Below are 15,835 nucleotides of genomic sequence, written 5' to 3' on the forward strand. Positions count from 1 at the left end.
TATCTGCGCAGCCGATGGTGGCGAGACAGCGGCGCCGGTGATGTGCGGCACTGTGGCGAGACAGCGGCGCCGGTGATGTGCGGCACTTCGGTGAGGCACCGGCGTCGTTATGACCATGGCCAGTCACACTGATTGGCCGCATTCTCCGCCATAGCTGATGCGGCGTTAGAATTGCCCTTGCCGCGCCGTGTCCGCAGCCAGGGCCCGCGGCAGCATTCCATGAGTCCGGTCGCCGCCTCGCGTGGCACGATCCGGGCCCCAACCCAGGAGTTGTTTAGAGCCCACATGAGCCTGATAGTGCAGAAGTTTGGCGGTTCCTCAGTCTCGGACGCCGAGGGGATCAAGCGCGTGGCCCAACGCGTGGTCGATACCCAGGCCGCCGGCAACCAAGTGGTTGTCGTCGTGTCCGCCATGGGGGATACCACCGACGAACTGCTTGACCTGGCCAACCAAATCTCCTCGGACCGCAGCGCCCGTGAAATGGACATGCTGCTCTCCGCCGGCGAACGCATCTCCATGTCCCTGCTGGCCATGGCGATCCAAGAATTCGGCTCCAGGGCGCAGTCCTTCACCGGCAGCCAGGCCGGCATGGTCACCGATGCCATCCACGGCAAGGCGCGGATCATTGACGTCTCGCCGCACCGGGTGCTGACTACCATTGAACGAGGCGACATTGCCATTGTGGCCGGCTTCCAGGGCATCAGCCAGGAGAGCAACGACATCACCACGCTGGGGCGCGGCGGCTCCGACACCACCGCGGTGGCGCTGGCGGCTGCCCTGGGCGCCGATGTCTGCGAGATCTACACGGACGTGGACGGCATCTATACCGCTGATCCGCGGGTAGTGCACAGTGCCAAGAAGATCGACACCATCTCCAGCGAAGAGATGCTGGAGATGGCTGCCTCCGGCTCCAAGATCCTGCACCTGCGCTGCGTCGAGTACGCCCGCCGCTTCGGTGTGAAGCTGCATGTGCGCTCATCCTTCAGCACTAACGAAGGAACCTGGGTGCTGCCCAGCCCCGACGACAAGATCAAGATTCAAGAGGGAGAACCCTTGGAACAGCCCATCATCTCCGGCGTTGCCCACGACCGCTCCGAAGCCAAGGTCACCATCCTGGGCGTGCCGGATATCCCCGGCAAGGCCGCGGAAATCTTCGGCATCGTCGCCGGCGCGCACTCGAACATCGACATGATCGTGCAGAACATCTCCACCCGCGGCACCGGTAAGACGGACATCTCCTTCACGCTGCCCATGGTGGAAGGCAAAGAGGCCCTGGACGCGCTCAATGCGGCCCAGGACGTGGTGGGCTTCGAGGGCATCCTCTACAACGAGAACGTCGGCAAGCTTTCACTGATTGGCGCCGGCATGCGCTCCAACCCGGGCGTCTCCTACAAGTTCTTCGAAGCGCTGCACAAGGCCGGCGTGAACGTGGACATGATCTCCACCTCCGAGATCCGCATCTCGATTGTCACGCACGCCGATCTGCTGGATACCGCCGTCCGCGCGGTGCACGCCGCGTTCGGTTTGGACACCGATGAAGAAGCCACCGTGTACGGCGGCACCGGCCGCTGACCTGCGGCCTCCCGCCAGCTAACCGCCGGGCTCACCTGACACCCGGAGCAACTGATCAACAGGCGCCGTTCCCAGCCTTGGGAAGGGCGCCTGTTGGTTTCTCGATTGGTGTGGGGGTGCCGCGCACGGGCGGCACCGAGTCCGGCGTCAGTCCTTGTGCGGCCTGCGGTACGCGTAGCTGTGACCGGCTTCCCGCTCCACTTCGATTTGCGACAATTGTTCCTCCGACGCCTTCTCGGAGGCGTCGTGCCGGTGGACCACCGGGGAATCCGCATCGATCCGGTCCGCCGGGCCCCACACCTTTGCCGCCTTCTCCGTGGCACGCATGAATCGGTTCATGAAACGCGAATTCCCAGCCATCTGACTCACCTCTTGCTCAGAAGAATCCGTGGCATCAGTGTAACGAGGGGCGGTACGGAATAACAGGGGCCGACGAGACTCATCTAATGTGCTCGCGAAACGGGGCGCGTGCCTCATTTGGGAAATGCTCGCGAAAGTCTGGGGCCGAGCGGCGGGCGGCTGGGACCATGGCGGATGGGTCAGGGATTGTCGATGGCGACGAAGCGGGAGATCACGAAGCAGAAGGCCCGGGAGTATGACCGGGCGTCGAAAAAGGAGAAGGGACGGATCCTTGACGAGCTCGCCGCGACGATGGGCTGGTCCCGCGCCAACGCCAGGCGCCAGCTGAAAGCGGCCGGGAAACGGAAAGGACCTGCTTCGGCGGTGAAGCGGAAGCCCAGACCGCGGACCTACGGCTACGACACCCTGAAAGTCCTGCAGCTGGTCTGGACGCTCTCCGGCGAGCCGTGCGGCAAATACCTGGCGCCGATCATGGCTGACATGCTCGAGTCCTTGGAACGTTTCGGCGAGCTGAAACCGGTCGAAGACCGCCTGAACGATCATGTGCGTGGACAGCTGGTGGCCATGAGCGCGGCGACCATCGACCGGTTGCTGAAGCCGGCCAAGGACGCCCGGTATCCCGACGCTGTTTCATCAACCAGGCCCGGTCCGCTCCTGCGTTCGGAGATACCTGTGCGCCAGGCTCTGGACGAGATGGAACAGCGCCCCGGTTTCCTGGAAATCGATCTGGTGGCCCACTGCGGGCATTCGCTGGAAGGCGAGTTCGCCTACACCCTGACCGCGACCGATGTGTTCACCGGCTGGACCGAGAACATCGCGATCAAGAACCGGGCGCATAAATGGGTCGTTCAGGCCATGACCACCGTCGCGAAGCGGTTGCCGTACCCAATGGCCGGACTGGACTGCGACAACGGCGGCGAGTTCATCAACCACGCCCTGGTCGGCTGGGCTGCCGAACGGACCTTGTTCATGACCCGGTCCCGCCCGCATGAGTCCAACGACAACGCCCACGTCGAGCAGAAGAACGGCGACATCGTCCGCAAGAGCGCCTTCCGCTACCGCTACGACACCCCGGCGGAACTGAGCCTGCTCAACGAGCTCTGGGGCTACGTGAACCTGCGCAAGAACCTGTTCCTGCCGACCAAGAAGGCCAACGGCTGGCGCACCACCAGATCCGGGCGGAGCACGCGCACTTACGATGCCCCGAAGACACCCTTCCAACGCGTCATCGACAGCGGCGTCCTCTCCGCGCAGAAGATCGCACAGATCGAAGACCTGCGCAGGAACACCAATCCTGCCGGGCTGACGCGGAACATCGTTAGACTCCAGCAAGAACTCATCAAGGCAGCCAAAACCAAAACACTCGCCTTCAGGAACCGCGTTTCGTGAGCAGATTAGGTGAGGCACGCAGAGAACGTTTCGCGAGCATATTGACGTGAGGCACTACGGGGGCCGACGAGACTCATCTAATGTGCTCGCGAAACGGGGCGCGTGCCTCATTTGGGAAATGCTCGCGAAAGTCTGGGGCCGAGCGGCGGGCGGCTGGGACCATGGCGGATGGGTCAGGGATTGTCGATGGCGACGAAGCGGGAGATCACGAAGCAGAAGGCCCGGGAGTATGACCGGGCGTCGAAAAAGGAGAAGGGACGGATCCTTGACGAGCTCGCCGCGACGATGGGCTGGTCCCGCGCCAACGCCAGGCGCCAGCTGAAAGCGGCCGGGAAACGGAAAGGACCTGCTTCGGCGGTGAAGCGGAAGCCCAGACCGCGGACCTACGGCTACGACACCCTGAAAGTCCTGCAGCTGGTCTGGACGCTCTCCGGCGAGCCGTGCGGCAAATACCTGGCGCCGATCATGGCTGACATGCTCGAGTCCTTGGAACGTTTCGGCGAGCTGAAACCGGTCGAAGACCGCCTGAACGATCATGTGCGTGGACAGCTGGTGGCCATGAGCGCGGCGACCATCGACCGGTTGCTGAAGCCGGCCAAGGACGCCCGGTATCCCGACGCTGTTTCATCAACCAGGCCCGGTCCGCTCCTGCGTTCGGAGATACCTGTGCGCCAGGCTCTGGACGAGATGGAACAGCGCCCCGGTTTCCTGGAAATCGATCTGGTGGCCCACTGCGGGCATTCGCTGGAAGGCGAGTTCGCCTACACCCTGACCGCGACCGATGTGTTCACCGGCTGGACCGAGAACATCGCGATCAAGAACCGGGCGCATAAATGGGTCGTTCAGGCCATGACCACCGTCGCGAAGCGGTTGCCGTACCCAATGGCCGGACTGGACTGCGACAACGGCGGCGAGTTCATCAACCACGCCCTGGTCGGCTGGGCTGCCGAACGGACCTTGTTCATGACCCGGTCCCGCCCGCATGAGTCCAACGACAACGCCCACGTCGAGCAGAAGAACGGCGACATCGTCCGCAAGAGCGCCTTCCGCTACCGCTACGACACCCCGGCGGAACTGAGCCTGCTCAACGAGCTCTGGGGCTACGTGAACCTGCGCAAGAACCTGTTCCTGCCGACCAAGAAGGCCAACGGCTGGCGCACCACCAGATCCGGGCGGAGCACGCGCACTTACGATGCCCCGAAGACACCCTTCCAACGCGTCATCGACAGCGGCGTCCTCTCCGCGCAGAAGATCGCACAGATCGAAGACCTGCGCAGGAACACCAATCCTGCCGGGCTGACGCGGAACATCGTTAGACTCCAGCAAGAACTCATCAAGGCAGCCAAAACCAAAACACTCGCCTTCAGGAACCGCGTTTCGTGAGCAGATTAGGTGAGGCACGCAGAGAACGTTTCGCGAGCATATTGACGTGAGGCACTACGGGGGCCGGAGAGAAGAACGGCCTGCCCGGGCGCGCGTTGGGCGGTCGGGCCCCCTAGGACCGCTTCTTCGGCACGATGTAGGTGCTGCCGTCGGCCCGGGTGACCGTTTCCCACTGAGATGCCTCGGCCTCGCGCTGCTTGAGCAGGGCCTTGTTTTCCTCGGTCATGGGATGGTCGACGCCGCTCTTCTGGGCCGGGCCGAAGACCCAGCGGAACTTTCCGGTCGCCCGCATGAACGCGTTGACGCGGGACTTCTTCTCGGTCATGTGCGTGATCCTTCTTCCGGTGCCCGGTGGACTCCGCGGGCGTTCGTATCCATAATAGGGGACGAACAATTAGTGCACTAACTGACCGGGGTGATGACCGTGACAGCGGGAACAACGGAAGACCTGCTGCTGGAGCACCAGCTGTGTTTCGCGCTGTCGTTGGCCTCGCGGAGCGTGGTGGCTTCCTACAAGCCCGTGCTGGAGAAGCTGGGCATCACCCACCCGCAGTACCTGGTGATGCTGGCGCTGTGGGAGCAGAGTCCACGGATGGTCAAGGATCTGTCCGAGGCGCTGCAGCAGGAACCGGCTACGCTCTCCCCCATGCTCAAGCGGCTGGAGCATGCCGGTCTGGTGACCCGGGAGCGGATGGAAGGCAACGAGCGGGCGCTGGCCGTTGGCCTGACGGATGCCGGCGTTGCGCTGCGCGAGCAGGCGCTGGCCGTGCCGGGAACCATGCTCGCGCGACTGGGTCTGGAACGCGAGCAGCTGCGGGAACTGAACGCCGCGATGCATGCCCTGATCTCGGCGGCGCGGGAGGCCGGAGACCAGAACGCGGGCTGAGGACCGGAGGCGCCAGAACGCCTGGCTGGCTCTGGCTAGGTCTGGTTGGGTCCGCGTGCGGACGGCGAAGGCGGCCGGTGGTTCAATCCACCGGCCGCCTTCTTCCTTCCTACAGGTCCCGTTGCCCGGGACCAACTAGCTACAGTCCGGAGCGCTGCCCCGGCTGCGGGGAGGCGCCGCCTTCGACAACCACCGCGCTGCCTTCAGCCGCCACTTCCTGTGCCGCGGTGCCGTCGCCGGAGACGTTGACGGTCACCGGCGTGGAGATGCCCTCGCTGAACCGCACCAGACCCACCCAGTTGCCGGCCTCCAGGCCGGACCAGGCTGCCTTCACCGTACTGGTCTTGCCGTTGCGCAGGTTCAGCGGGTCCGGGCTGACGGTGAGGTTTCCGGAATCACCGCTGAGCGCCACCGTGTTGATGGTTCCCTTGCTGGCCTTGGCGTCCGGGCTGGAGAACAGGTGCGCGATGGCATAGTAGGTGCCCGGCGTCGGATTGTTGATCACCAGTGACTCGCTGGCCGACGCCGTGGCGGCAGAGATCACCGTGCCGGCGGGCGTGAGCACGTGCAGGTCCCAGTCCGCTCCAGCATCCGCCGCGTTGATGGCGAACTGCGCCAAGGTGGCGCCTTCCGGCACCTCCTGCGGGGCAAAGCCGGTGCTGCCGTTGGAACCGATCACGGCCGGCTGGCCGGGGGCCTTCTCCACGTCGGCGGCCTTGGCCTTAGCCAGGCCCTCGACCGCCAGATCGATGGGCGAGTTGGTGCCCGAGGTGACCTTGAACGAGCCGGTGCCGTTGCCGGCGTCGGAAGTAAAGGCCACGCTGGCCGGGGCCACGGCAGTGACCGGCCGGACGGCGATGGGTGAAGCAACCGTGTGCTGGCTCCGGCCGCTGCCCTTCCCGTTGCCGCGCTTGCCCTCTTCCGTCCAGACCAGCTCGCCCATGGCGAACTCATCCAGCGGTGCGTTCACGTTCTGGAAGGTGACCTTGAACTTGCGTTCCTGGCCGGGCTTCGTGAAGTTCAGCTTCCGGGGCGAGACCTTGACGGCCACACCGGGCAGGTCCACGTCCACCGTGTAGGAACCGGGTTCCAATGCGGTGAGCGTCCGCTCCACGGTGACCTTGCCGGCCAGCTTCCCGAGCGCGAAGGACGGAACGTTCAGGTCCTTGGACTGGATGACGTCCTTTTTCTTCAGCCCCAGGTCCAGGCCGGTGCCCTGGATGAAGCCCAGCCAGTCCTCGACGTTGGCGTCGTAGGCAAGGCCCGGGTCGCCCATCCGTGCGGTGTCCACGTGGCCGGCGCCGGTGGCGAAGCGATCTTCGTTCACCGAGCCGTCCTCGTTGACCAGTTCGCCGGCGGTGGTCATCATCGCCGACTTCACCGTGGCCGGGGACCACCGCGGGTTTTCGGCCAGCAGCAGCGCGCCGAGGCCGGCCACGTGCGGGGCGGCCATCGAGGTGCCCGACATGAAGCCGTTGGTTTCGCCGCCGAGGACGGGGGAGACTCCGGCCAGGACGTTAACGCCCGGGGCGGCTACGTCCGGCTTGAGCAGGTTCGAATCGACCGCTGTAGACGGACCACGGGAGGAGAACGCGGCGATCTGCGGGACCGGGCTCTGGGCCAGGCCGGTGGTGTCCTTGTTGCGCAGCGCAGCGGTCAGCGTCGGATCCGCGGCCACCTTGTCCTTGATGGACGGGTCGGCGATGTGGACGGTGGGCACGGCGTGCAGGTCCAGATCGAGCGATCCGGGCACCACGTTGACCAACACCATGCCGACGCCGCCGGCCTGCTTCACCGCCACGGACTTGTCCGCGCGGGGGTTCACGCCGCGGTCGCAGACCACGATCTTGCCTTCAACCTTGGCCTGATCGAGCTTGCCCGGGTAGCAGAGCTTCGCCTCGTCGGCGGTGGCGCCTGCCGCGCCGGCCTCGGCGGACAGGACCAGGGTGGTCTGCGGAACCTCGCGGTTCATGATGGATGTGCCGCGGTACTTGGTGCCGTCGGAGAGTTCCACCGTGCCCTGCAGTTCGTTGGAGAACGTGCTGGCGGCTACTGTGGTCACCCACGGCGCGCTGTGGTTGACGGTGGTGGGGCCCGGGCCGGCGTTGCCGGCGGAGGCGGAAACGAAGATGCCCACCTCGGCGGCGCTCAGGAACGCCACGGACACCGGGTCCAGCACCGAGTTGTTGTTGCCGGAGATGGAGTAGTTGAGCACGTCGACGCCGTCCAGGATGGCCTGCTCGATCGCGTCCACCGAGGCGGAGCTGTAGCAGCCGCCGGTGGCCTCGTCGTTGTCCTCCCAGCAGATCTTGTAGACGGACACCTTGGCGGCCGGGGCCACGCCGTTGCCGGTGCCGAAGTCGCGGCCGGCCACCGTCTGCGTCACGCCGCTGTTGCCGGCGGCGGTGCTGGCGGTGTGGGTGCCGTGGCTGGCGATGTCCAGCGGGGAGATGGACTCCTTCGGGTTCCGGTTCTGTGCCGGCACCGTACGCAGGAAGTCGTCCGCGTAGTAGCGGGCGCTGAGCACCTTGGAGTTGCATTCGGTGCCGTCGAAGCCGGAGCCCTCCTGGCCCGGCTGGCATTCGCCCAGGAACGTGCTGCCGTCTGCTTTGAGCATGGCGATCTTGCCATCGGCGGTCAGGTACGGTTCGCCGACTTTGGCCTTGCCGCGCAGGGGCTTGACCTCTTCGCCGGCCAGGAAATCGCTCTCCGGGTAGTAGCCTGTGTCGATCACGCCGACCACTGTGCCCTTGCCGGCGTTCTTCGCGCCGCCGTACTGCTCGGCCCAGACGCCGTCGCGGCCGGGCAGGTCCAGGTAGCCGGTGCTGGAGTAGTCGGGGTGGTGCTGCTCGTCCGGAGCCACCGCCACGACGCCAGGCTTCTTGGCCAGCTCCGCCGCCTGCAGTCCGGTCAGCTCGGCCACGAAGCCGTTCACCGCCGTCGTGAAGCTCTTCTGGATTTTCACGCCCTCGGAGGCAGCGACGTCGCCCTGCTTGTTGGTCAGGTGCGCGCGGTACTTCTTGGCATGGGCGGAGCCGTCGTTCAGCTTCTCGCCTTTGGCGGGCTTGGTGGCCCCAATGCCGGCCACACCGCCTTCGTAGGTCGCCAGCGGAGCGGAATCCAGCATCACAATGTAGCGGCCGTCCTCATAGATGGCCTGCTGTCCATCCGGGTTAGACGTGATGGTGGTCGGGAGACTGGCGGGTGCGGCCGCCGCCGGGCCGGCCAGCCCGGAGAGAATTAACGGTATCCCCAGTGCGAGTGCTGCGGCAGATCGCATTCCCTGCCTGTGCACAAAGCTGCTGCTTTGCTTGGTCATGAGAGGTATAGCCTTTCATCCGGTGAGCCCGACCGCTTTGGTCCGACCCCAGGCGCAACCGAATGCCGTACCCCGCGCAGTGAACGGCCGCGCAGGATATTGGACGTACCGGCGTGCGAAGCCGGCCCCCTCCCCCAACTGTGACGACAGCCACATTGGTGCACCTGTGCAACCAAAATACCGCAACGATTGATCTGAAAGAACTGTTTCACCTTTTTTGGGTGCGCCTTGGCCGATAGTCCTGCCGGGGCTTTCCGGCTTCGGCCGGCAGTGCTATAAGCGGCCGCCCTTTTGCCCGTGCCAAAGTGCCGCCGCTGCTGGGACAATGGAGCCATGGCGCAGCAGGTCCTCCTTGACCGGCCCCAGGTTCTTGGACCGGAGCTGTGGCTGCCGCGCGCCCGCGCCCACGCCGAGCGGGCCGGGCGTTTCACCGAACCGTACCTGCAGCGCCGCTCCGCCGGGCTTAAGCACCCCGTGGAAGACTTCCTGTTCACCTACTACAGCCTGAAGCCGGGCCAGCTGCTGCGCTGGCACCCGGGAGCGGGCGTGGTGTTGGCCGGCACCGAAGCCGGCAAGCGCCGGGGCTGGAAGTTCTACCGCGAGCTGACTGCCGCCGAGGGCCGCTCGGCAGGTTTGGAGCACGACGGCGGTGCCGTCACCGTCGACGCGGAGGCATTCCTTGCGGCGCGGGGAACCGCGGTGGCGTTCTCGCGGGAGATCCTGGCCGGTGCCGCGGCGCGGCCGGCACGGTTCGGCTGCTTCGGGTTGCACGAGTGGGCCATGGCGTACAAGTCGCGGCTCAACGGCGTCCGGCATGACTATCTGGCGCTGCGGCTCGGCGCAGAGGGAACGGACCAGGTGGTGGAGGGCAGCCGGATCAACTGCTCGCACTTCGACGCCTTCCGCTTCTATACGCCGCAGGCCGTTCCGCTGAACACGCTGCGGCCCACCCGCGAGAACCAGCGGCAGCTGGAACAGCCCGGCTGCCTGCACGCCAACATGGACCTGTACAAGTGGGCGTACAAGCTGTCCCCCGCACTGCCCAGCGAGCTGGTGATGGACTGCTTCGAGTTGTCCTGGCGGATCCGCGAACTGGACATGAAGGCCTCCCCGTACGACCTGTCCGGATGGGGCTACGAGCCGGTGCGGATCGAGACCACCGAAGGCCGGGCGCAGTATGTGGCCGCCCAGCGGGCCTTTGCCGCCGAGGCACAGGTGCTGCGCCGCCGACTGCTGGAGGCGCTGGACCTGCTCGTCGGCGGGGCAGATGTGGGCGTCGGGCACCACCTCGACGTGGCAGACGTTAGCTTTGAGAAGCACCTTGATGGGGCCGGCTGCACTCGGAACATCAGAGCGGAGGATTGATCATGGCGGTCACAGCAAGACGTTCGGCCCCGCGTCGGGCCAGAGGGCTTCGGACCGCGGCGCTCATCCTCGGCCTGCTCGCCGTGCCGTCGCTCGCGGCCTGCGGCCCGGGCAACGAGCCGGCCCCCTCGCCCGGGATCACGGCTCCAGCCTCCCCCGGGACAGGTTCCCCCGGTGCCCCCGGCACCTCGGAGCCCGCCCCCTCAGAGCCCACCCCGCCGAACACCCAGGAAGGAACAGCCATGGATGCCGATCTGACCGTCGTGCTGACCTCCGCCGGCAGCGATGCCCGGGTCGAGCGGAAGTTGGTCTGCAAAGACAACCAGCCCGCCGACGGGTCCACCGTCCGCGACGCCGACGCTGCGTGCGCTGCACTAACCAAGCACGGAGAGAAGGTCTTCTTCGAACTGCCCGACCGCAACCGCATTTGCACCCAGCAATACGGCGGCCCGCAACAGGCCCGGGTCACCGGCACGATCAGCGGCCGCGAGGTTGACAAGCAATTCGCCTTGACCGACGGCTGCCAGATCTCGGAGTGGAACAGCATGCAAGCCCTGCTCGGCAGCCGAGCCGGGGAGGCCTAATCCACGGGCGATCCGCTATCCCGCAGCAGCCCGTCCCATTCACCTGCATGCACTATCCCGCAGCAGCCCGTCCATTCACCTGCATGCACTATCCAGCAGTCGCCCCTCTCAGCGCTGAAAATGGCGGGTGCTGAATAGTGGGCGGGTAGTCTCGGGTCATGATCACGCAACCGTCCGGAGCTGCCGCCGCTTCAGTCGCCGCGGCAGCCGATGTCCGGCCTCAAGCACCCTCAGCCCCTGCTGCCGAGGTCCCGCCGGCAGCACCCTCCGCCCCGGGCTTGACGTTCCTGGCCAGCATTGCCGTAGAAGTGGCCGAGCCGATCGAAGTCGGCGAAACCGCCGAGGGCACACGGCGCATCATCCCGATCACCGGCGGCACCGTTTCCGGCCCTCAGCTCAACGGCCGGGTGCTGGCTGGCGGCGCCGACTTCCAGCTGCTGCGGTCATCCACCATGACCGAGCTCGAAGCAAAATACGCCATCGAGACCGACTCCGGCGAACGCATTTACATCAACAACTTCGGCATCCGCACCGGTTCGCCCGAAGACATCGCCGCCCTGGTGCGCAATGAGCCGGTTCCGCCGGAGCGCATCTACTTCCGCTGCTCACCGCGGGCGCTGGCCGGCGGACCGGAGTGGAGCTGGCTGTCGTCCCGGATCCTCGTGGGCAGCGGCACCAGACTCCCCGCCCAGGTCCGGCTGGACATCTGGGTGGTCGACTAGGCCCCTGGGGTTGCCGACTCGACCTAAGGTGCCGGTCAATGGCGGCCGCGCATGACTTCGCTCACCTTTTTACCGAGGTCCTCACGCGCGGCGCCCGCCGCCCGCCGGTCGTCCCGGATCTTCTGGATCACCATCCGCCCGAGACCGGCCAGCACGACGGCGGCCAGGATGGGCAACAGCATGGACTGCGGCTTGTCCTTCATGACATTCATGCTACGAGTCCGGCGGAACAACGGCACGGTGGTGGCCGCTTTCGCCGTCGTTGTCCCGTAAAATCCGCGCCTCCGGATGCCGGTAGAATGGATCCCGCAAGCTCGCGGAGCGCTGGTCAGCGTGAGACGGCACCGATTGTTGGACTGATACTGCACTGGATTCCGCGCGCCTCGCTTCGTTTGAAGAGCACAATCCAAGCACAGGAGTGACCGGATGCCCCGGATCGTTGTTGATGTCATGCCCAAGCCCGAAATCCTTGATCCGCAGGGCAAAGCCATTCTCGGCGCATTGAACCGCCTGGGCCAGACCGGGTTCAGCGAGGTCCGCCAGGGCAAGCGCTTCGAACTAGTGGTCGACGGCGAGGTCACCCAGGACATCCTGGACCAAGCCCGCCATGCCGCCACCACGCTGCTCTCCAACCCGGTGATCGAAGACGTCACGCGGGTGGAGGTCATCACCGAGGCGACCATCGGGGCCGGCGAATAATGACCGAGACTCCCCTGATCGGCGACTTCTCCCCAGCGCCCGACGCCGGCCTCTCCGGTGCGCGCATCGGCGTCGTCACTTTCCCCGGCACGTTGGACGACCGCGATGCGGCCCGCGCGGTCCGGATTGCCGGCGGCACGGCGGTCAGCCTGTGGCACGGCGACCACGACCTGCAGGGCGTGGACGGCGTGATCGTCCCCGGCGGCTTCTCCTACGGCGACTACCTGCGGGCCGGCGCCATCTCCCGCTTCGCGCCGCTGATGGACCAGATCAGCGAGGGCGCGAAGGCGAAGCACTATCCGCTGCCCGTGCTGGGCATCTGCAACGGCTTCCAGGTACTGACCGAGGCGCACCTGCTGCCGGGCTCGATGATCAAGAACAACCACCTGCACTTCCTCTGCCGCGACCAGCGGCTGCGGGTGGAGAACAACGCCACCGCCTGGACCAGCCAGTATGAAGCCGGCGCCGAGATTGTGGTCCCGCTGAAGAACCAGGACGGCCAGTACGTCGCGGACGAGAAGACACTGGACGAACTGGAAGCGGAGAACCGCGTGGTGTTCCGCTACGTGGACGTGAACCCGAACGGCTCGCGGCGCGATATTGCCGGCATCAGCAATGCTGCCGGAAACGTGGTGGGCCTGATGCCGCACCCCGAGCACGCCGTAGAAGCCGGCTTCGGCCCCGATTCCTCCGCTTTCGGCGACGTCGCACTGCGCGGCGGCACCGACGGCCTGGGCATTTTCACCTCAGTTTTGACGAAGATTGTTGCAGGTGCCAAGTAATGACCGAAATGAATCCGACCAGCGCCGCCACCCGGCTGGAGACTCCGGCCGAGGTCCGCAATGAACACGTCCAGAGCTTCGGCCAGGCGGCCGACGCGGTCGAGCGCGTCGAGGGACGCCAGTTCAACATCGATACCGTGGAGCACGCCGCGCAGACCCCTGACACGGAGATGCCTTGGGCCGAGCTGGGCCTGAAGCGCAACGAGTTCGACGAGGTGGTCAAGGTGCTGGGCCGCCGTCCGACCGCCGCCGAGCTGGCCATGTACTCGGTGATGTGGTCCGAGCACTGCTCCTACAAGTCTTCGAAGGTCCACCTTCGCCAGTTCGGCGACAAGGTCACCGAGGACATGAAGAAGCACATGCTGGTGGGCATCGGCGAGAACGCCGGCGTGACCGACCTGGGTGACGGCTGGGCCGTGACCTTCAAGATCGAATCGCACAACTCCCCGACCATGGTGGAGCCCTACCAGGGCGCCGCGACCGGTATCGGCGGGATTGTGCGCGACATCATTTCCATGGGCGCCCGCCCCGTGGCTGTGATGGACCCGCTGCGCTTCGGCGCGATCGACCACCCGGACACCGCCCGTGTGGTCCACGGCGCGGTCGCCGGCATCGGCGGCTACGGCAACTCCCTGGGCCTGCCGAACATCGGCGGCGAGGTGGTCTTCGACTCGGTCTATCAGGGCAACCCGCTGGTGAACGCACTGGCCGTGGGCATCATGCGCCACGAGGACATCCGGCTGGCCAACGCCTCCGGCAAGGGCAACAAGGTGGTGCTGTTCGGCGCACGCACCGGTGGCGACGGCATCGGCGGCGCCTCCATCCTGTCCTCGGAGTCCTTCGACGACACCAAGCCCTCCAAGCGTCCCGCAGTCCAGGTCGGCGACCCGTTCGCGGAGAAGGTGCTGATCGAGTGCTGCCTGGAACTGTTCAAGGGCTCCCTGGTCGAGGGCATCCAGGACCTAGGTGCGGCCGGCATTTCCTGCGCCACCTCGGAACTGGCCTCCAACGGCGACGGCGGCATGGACGTTGAGCTGACCTCGGTGCTGCTGCGCGACCCGACCCTGACCCCGGGCGAAATCCTGATGTCCGAGTCGCAGGAACGCATGATGGCCGTGGTCTCGCCGGAGAACGTCGAAGCCTTTGAGGCGGTTATGGCCAAGTGGGCCGTGGAATACTCCTGGCTCGGCGAGGTGACCGACACCGGCCGCCTGGTCATCAAGTGGGACGGCGAAACCATTGTCGACGTCGACCCGCGCACCGTCGCGCACGAGGGTCCGGTCTACAACCGCCCCTACGCGCGTCCGGAATGGCAGGACAAGCTCCAGGCAGCCAGCTTCCGCGCCTCCGCGGCCGGCGCCGACCTCCCGGCCAGCGCCGAGGACCTGAAGGCGGCGGTGCTGGAACTGATGGCCTCGCCGAACATGTGCTCGAAGGACTGGGTGACCAACCAGTACGACCGCTATGTGGGCGGCAACACCGCACTGGCCATGCCCGACGACGCCGGCGTGGTCCGGGTGGACGAGCAGACCGGCCTCGGCGTGGCACTGGCCACCGACGCGAACGGCCGCTACACCTACCTGGATCCGTATCGGGGCGCGCAGCTGGCCTTGGCGGAGTCCTACCGGAACGTGGCCACCACGGGTGCGGTGCCGATGGCCGTGTCCGACTGCCTGAACTTCGGCTCCCCCGAAGACTCGGATGTCATGTGGCAGCTGGCCGAAGCCATCCGCGGCCTCTCCGACGGCTGCATGGAACTGGGCGTCCCGGTCACCGGCGGCAACGTCTCGCTCTACAACCAGACCGGCTCCACCCCGATCCACCCGACTCCGGTCGTGGCCATGCTCGGCAGGTTCGACGACGTCGCACGCCGCACGCCGTCGGGCTGGCGCGAGGACGGTCAGGCGATTTACCTGATGGGCACCACCCGCGACGAGCTGGACGGCTCCGAATGGGCCAACCTGCGCGGACACCTGGGCGGCAAGCCCCCGGCAGTGGACCTGGCCGCGGAGAAGCTGTTGGGCGAGCTGCTGATCAATGCCTCCCGCGACGGCATGATCGACGCGGCGCATGACATCTCCGAAGGCGGACTGGCCGCCGCGCTGTCCGAGATGGCCCTGCGCTTCGGCGTCGGTGCCCGGATCGGCCTGGGCGAGGTCTGCGAGCGCGACGGGGTGGACCTGTTCACGCTGCTGTTCAGCGAGTCCCAGGCACGCGCCGTCGTGTCGGTGGCCCGCAGCGAAGAAGTGCGCTTCAAGGACATGTGCGGCGCGCGGGGCTTCCCGTTCATGCGCATCGGCGTGGTGGATACCGAGAACGGCGCATTGGACTTCCAGAGCGAATTCTCCGTGCCGCTGGCCGAACTGAAGGAAGCTCACGAAGCAACACTGCCGAAGTACTTCGCGTAGATTCCCGAGCTGCTTCCACCGAGTAGCCACAGCGCTCTCCGCATCGACTGTACCGATGTGGCCCCTTTCCCCGCGGAAGGTGGGCCCCATCGGTACAGTCGTTTCTTGGATGGGCCACTGGGTTTAGCTGGGCCGCCATCCCCGCTCCAGCAAAACCTTGCGAATCTTGGTGACAGCTCCGATGGCGCCGTCGCGCATGTCAGCCCTGCTGATGCGGCGTTCCAACCATCCCGCTGCTGCCGTGTTCTCGCCGCGCACGATGTCCCGTTCCAGTTGTTCGGCCGACCTGTGGTGGGCGCCCTCGTACTCAATGGCGATCTTGTCCAGGCGGTACTGCATGTCTGGCTCGTGCCAGGCGACCCCATA

Annotated in this window: 15 protein-coding genes; 10 read left to right on the top strand and 5 right to left on the bottom strand. The window is 66.1% G+C overall.

The window, feature by feature from the left end:
* Positions 1 to 285 precede the first annotated feature (285 nt).
* Entirely contained in the window at positions 286 to 1,572 is a 1,287-nt protein-coding gene (locus tag MNQ99_RS17915; protein ID WP_241913940.1) for an aspartate kinase, read from the top strand.
* 147 nt (positions 1,573 to 1,719) lie between these two features.
* On the opposite strand, the gene MNQ99_RS17920 is transcribed toward MNQ99_RS17915, so the two are convergent.
* Positions 1,720 to 1,911, bottom strand: a complete 192-nt coding sequence (locus MNQ99_RS17920; RefSeq protein ID WP_241913941.1) for a hypothetical protein — start codon at positions 1,909 to 1,911, stop codon at positions 1,720 to 1,722.
* Positions 1,912 to 2,124: 213 nt separating this feature from the next.
* On the opposite strand from MNQ99_RS17920, the gene MNQ99_RS17925 reads away from it, so the two are divergent.
* Positions 2,125 to 3,321, top strand: coding sequence for an integrase catalytic domain-containing protein (locus tag MNQ99_RS17925; RefSeq protein WP_241913632.1), 1,197 nt, complete (start codon positions 2,125 to 2,127; stop codon positions 3,319 to 3,321).
* A 186-nt stretch (positions 3,322 to 3,507) separates the two neighbouring features.
* A complete protein-coding gene (locus MNQ99_RS17930) occupies positions 3,508 to 4,704 on the top strand; it encodes an integrase catalytic domain-containing protein (protein ID WP_241913632.1) in 1,197 nt (398 codons plus the stop codon).
* Between the two features lie 112 nt (positions 4,705 to 4,816).
* On the opposite strand, the gene MNQ99_RS17935 is transcribed toward MNQ99_RS17930, so the two are convergent.
* Positions 4,817 to 5,029, bottom strand: coding sequence for a hypothetical protein (locus MNQ99_RS17935; RefSeq protein ID WP_127515459.1), 213 nt, complete (start codon positions 5,027 to 5,029; stop codon positions 4,817 to 4,819).
* A gap of 93 nt (positions 5,030 to 5,122) precedes the next feature.
* Between MNQ99_RS17935 and MNQ99_RS17940 the strand changes: the two genes are divergently transcribed.
* Positions 5,123 to 5,590, top strand: a complete 468-nt coding sequence (locus MNQ99_RS17940; protein ID WP_241913942.1) for a MarR family winged helix-turn-helix transcriptional regulator — start codon at positions 5,123 to 5,125, stop codon at positions 5,588 to 5,590.
* Positions 5,591 to 5,729: 139 nt separating this feature from the next.
* Here the strand turns inward: MNQ99_RS17940 and MNQ99_RS17945 are convergent, their stop codons facing one another.
* Positions 5,730 to 8,909, bottom strand: coding sequence for a S8 family serine peptidase (locus MNQ99_RS17945; RefSeq protein ID WP_241913943.1), 3,180 nt, complete (start codon positions 8,907 to 8,909; stop codon positions 5,730 to 5,732).
* 333 nt (positions 8,910 to 9,242) lie between these two features.
* On the opposite strand from MNQ99_RS17945, the gene MNQ99_RS17950 reads away from it, so the two are divergent.
* The 3 genes from MNQ99_RS17950 (at position 9,243) to MNQ99_RS17960 (ending at position 11,580) form a co-directional block, all read left to right on the top strand.
* The gene (locus MNQ99_RS17950) at positions 9,243 to 10,274 is read left to right on the top strand and encodes a 3-methyladenine DNA glycosylase (RefSeq protein ID WP_241913944.1); all 1,032 of its coding nucleotides are present in this window, start codon (positions 9,243 to 9,245) and stop codon (positions 10,272 to 10,274) included.
* 2 nt (positions 10,275 to 10,276) lie between these two features.
* On the top strand, positions 10,277 to 10,858 hold the full coding sequence (locus tag MNQ99_RS17955) for an SSI family serine proteinase inhibitor (protein ID WP_241913945.1): 582 nt from the start codon (positions 10,277 to 10,279) through the stop codon (positions 10,856 to 10,858).
* Positions 10,859 to 11,016: 158 nt separating this feature from the next.
* A complete protein-coding gene (locus MNQ99_RS17960; RefSeq protein WP_241913946.1) occupies positions 11,017 to 11,580 on the top strand; it encodes a DUF3237 domain-containing protein in 564 nt (187 codons plus the stop codon).
* A gap of 35 nt (positions 11,581 to 11,615) precedes the next feature.
* Here MNQ99_RS17960 and MNQ99_RS17965 read toward each other — a convergent pair whose 3' ends face one another.
* Positions 11,616 to 11,783 carry a hypothetical protein gene (locus MNQ99_RS17965; RefSeq protein WP_241913947.1) on the bottom strand — a complete coding sequence of 56 codons (168 nt, stop codon included), beginning with the start codon at positions 11,781 to 11,783 and terminating at the stop codon, positions 11,616 to 11,618.
* 223 nt (positions 11,784 to 12,006) lie between these two features.
* Here MNQ99_RS17965 and purS point away from each other — a divergent pair, with 223 nt between their 5' ends.
* From purS to purL, 3 genes are read left to right on the top strand one after another with little or no spacing between them, the layout of a single operon-like run.
* Complete coding sequence (gene purS, locus MNQ99_RS17970; protein WP_127515450.1) at positions 12,007 to 12,279, top strand: phosphoribosylformylglycinamidine synthase subunit PurS; 273 nt, start codon at positions 12,007 to 12,009, stop codon at positions 12,277 to 12,279.
* Entirely contained in the window at positions 12,279 to 13,061 is a 783-nt protein-coding gene (gene purQ / locus MNQ99_RS17975) for a phosphoribosylformylglycinamidine synthase subunit PurQ (protein ID WP_127515448.1), read from the top strand. Before purS ends, purQ begins: the two co-directional genes overlap by 1 nt.
* Positions 13,061 to 15,469 (top strand): phosphoribosylformylglycinamidine synthase subunit PurL, encoded by a 2,409-nt coding sequence (purL, locus tag MNQ99_RS17980; protein WP_241913948.1) that lies wholly within the window; start codon positions 13,061 to 13,063, stop codon positions 15,467 to 15,469. The genes purQ and purL overlap by 1 nt, the downstream gene beginning before the upstream one ends.
* 123 nt (positions 15,470 to 15,592) lie before the next feature.
* Here purL and MNQ99_RS17985 read toward each other — a convergent pair whose 3' ends face one another.
* Positions 15,593 to 15,808 carry a Link domain-containing protein gene (locus MNQ99_RS17985; protein ID WP_241913949.1) on the bottom strand — a complete coding sequence of 72 codons (216 nt, stop codon included), beginning with the start codon at positions 15,806 to 15,808 and terminating at the stop codon, positions 15,593 to 15,595.
* Positions 15,809 to 15,835: the final 27 nt, after the last annotated feature.

It is taken from the genome of Arthrobacter sulfonylureivorans, from assembly GCF_022637435.1.
Lineage (GTDB): Bacteria > Actinomycetota > Actinomycetes > Actinomycetales > Micrococcaceae > Crystallibacter > Crystallibacter sulfonylureivorans.

What these genes read in the sequence shown, in the direction of transcription:
- MNQ99_RS17915 (WP_241913940.1), top strand. Translation starts at nt 286, where the DNA reads ATGAGCCTGATAGTGCAGAAGTTTGGCGGTTCCTCAGTCTCGGACGCC.
- MNQ99_RS17920 (WP_241913941.1), bottom strand. Translation starts at nt 1,911, where the DNA reads ATGAACCGATTCATGCGTGCCACGGAGAAGGCGGCAAAGGTGTGGGGC.
- MNQ99_RS17925 (WP_241913632.1), top strand. Translation starts at nt 2,125, where the DNA reads ATGGCGACGAAGCGGGAGATCACGAAGCAGAAGGCCCGGGAGTATGAC.
- MNQ99_RS17930 (WP_241913632.1), top strand. Translation starts at nt 3,508, where the DNA reads ATGGCGACGAAGCGGGAGATCACGAAGCAGAAGGCCCGGGAGTATGAC.
- MNQ99_RS17935 (WP_127515459.1), bottom strand. Translation starts at nt 5,029, where the DNA reads ATGACCGAGAAGAAGTCCCGCGTCAACGCGTTCATGCGGGCGACCGGA.
- MNQ99_RS17940 (WP_241913942.1), top strand. Translation starts at nt 5,123, where the DNA reads ATGACCGTGACAGCGGGAACAACGGAAGACCTGCTGCTGGAGCACCAG.
- MNQ99_RS17945 (WP_241913943.1), bottom strand. Translation starts at nt 8,909, where the DNA reads ATGACCAAGCAAAGCAGCAGCTTTGTGCACAGGCAGGGAATGCGATCT.
- MNQ99_RS17950 (WP_241913944.1), top strand. Translation starts at nt 9,243, where the DNA reads ATGGCGCAGCAGGTCCTCCTTGACCGGCCCCAGGTTCTTGGACCGGAG.
- MNQ99_RS17955 (WP_241913945.1), top strand. Translation starts at nt 10,277, where the DNA reads ATGGCGGTCACAGCAAGACGTTCGGCCCCGCGTCGGGCCAGAGGGCTT.
- MNQ99_RS17960 (WP_241913946.1), top strand. Translation starts at nt 11,017, where the DNA reads ATGATCACGCAACCGTCCGGAGCTGCCGCCGCTTCAGTCGCCGCGGCA.
- MNQ99_RS17965 (WP_241913947.1), bottom strand. Translation starts at nt 11,783, where the DNA reads ATGAAGGACAAGCCGCAGTCCATGCTGTTGCCCATCCTGGCCGCCGTC.
- purS (WP_127515450.1), top strand. Translation starts at nt 12,007, where the DNA reads ATGCCCCGGATCGTTGTTGATGTCATGCCCAAGCCCGAAATCCTTGAT.
- purQ (WP_127515448.1), top strand. Translation starts at nt 12,279, where the DNA reads ATGACCGAGACTCCCCTGATCGGCGACTTCTCCCCAGCGCCCGACGCC.
- purL (WP_241913948.1), top strand. Translation starts at nt 13,061, where the DNA reads ATGACCGAAATGAATCCGACCAGCGCCGCCACCCGGCTGGAGACTCCG.
- MNQ99_RS17985 (WP_241913949.1), bottom strand. Translation starts at nt 15,808, where the DNA reads ATGCAGTACCGCCTGGACAAGATCGCCATTGAGTACGAGGGCGCCCAC.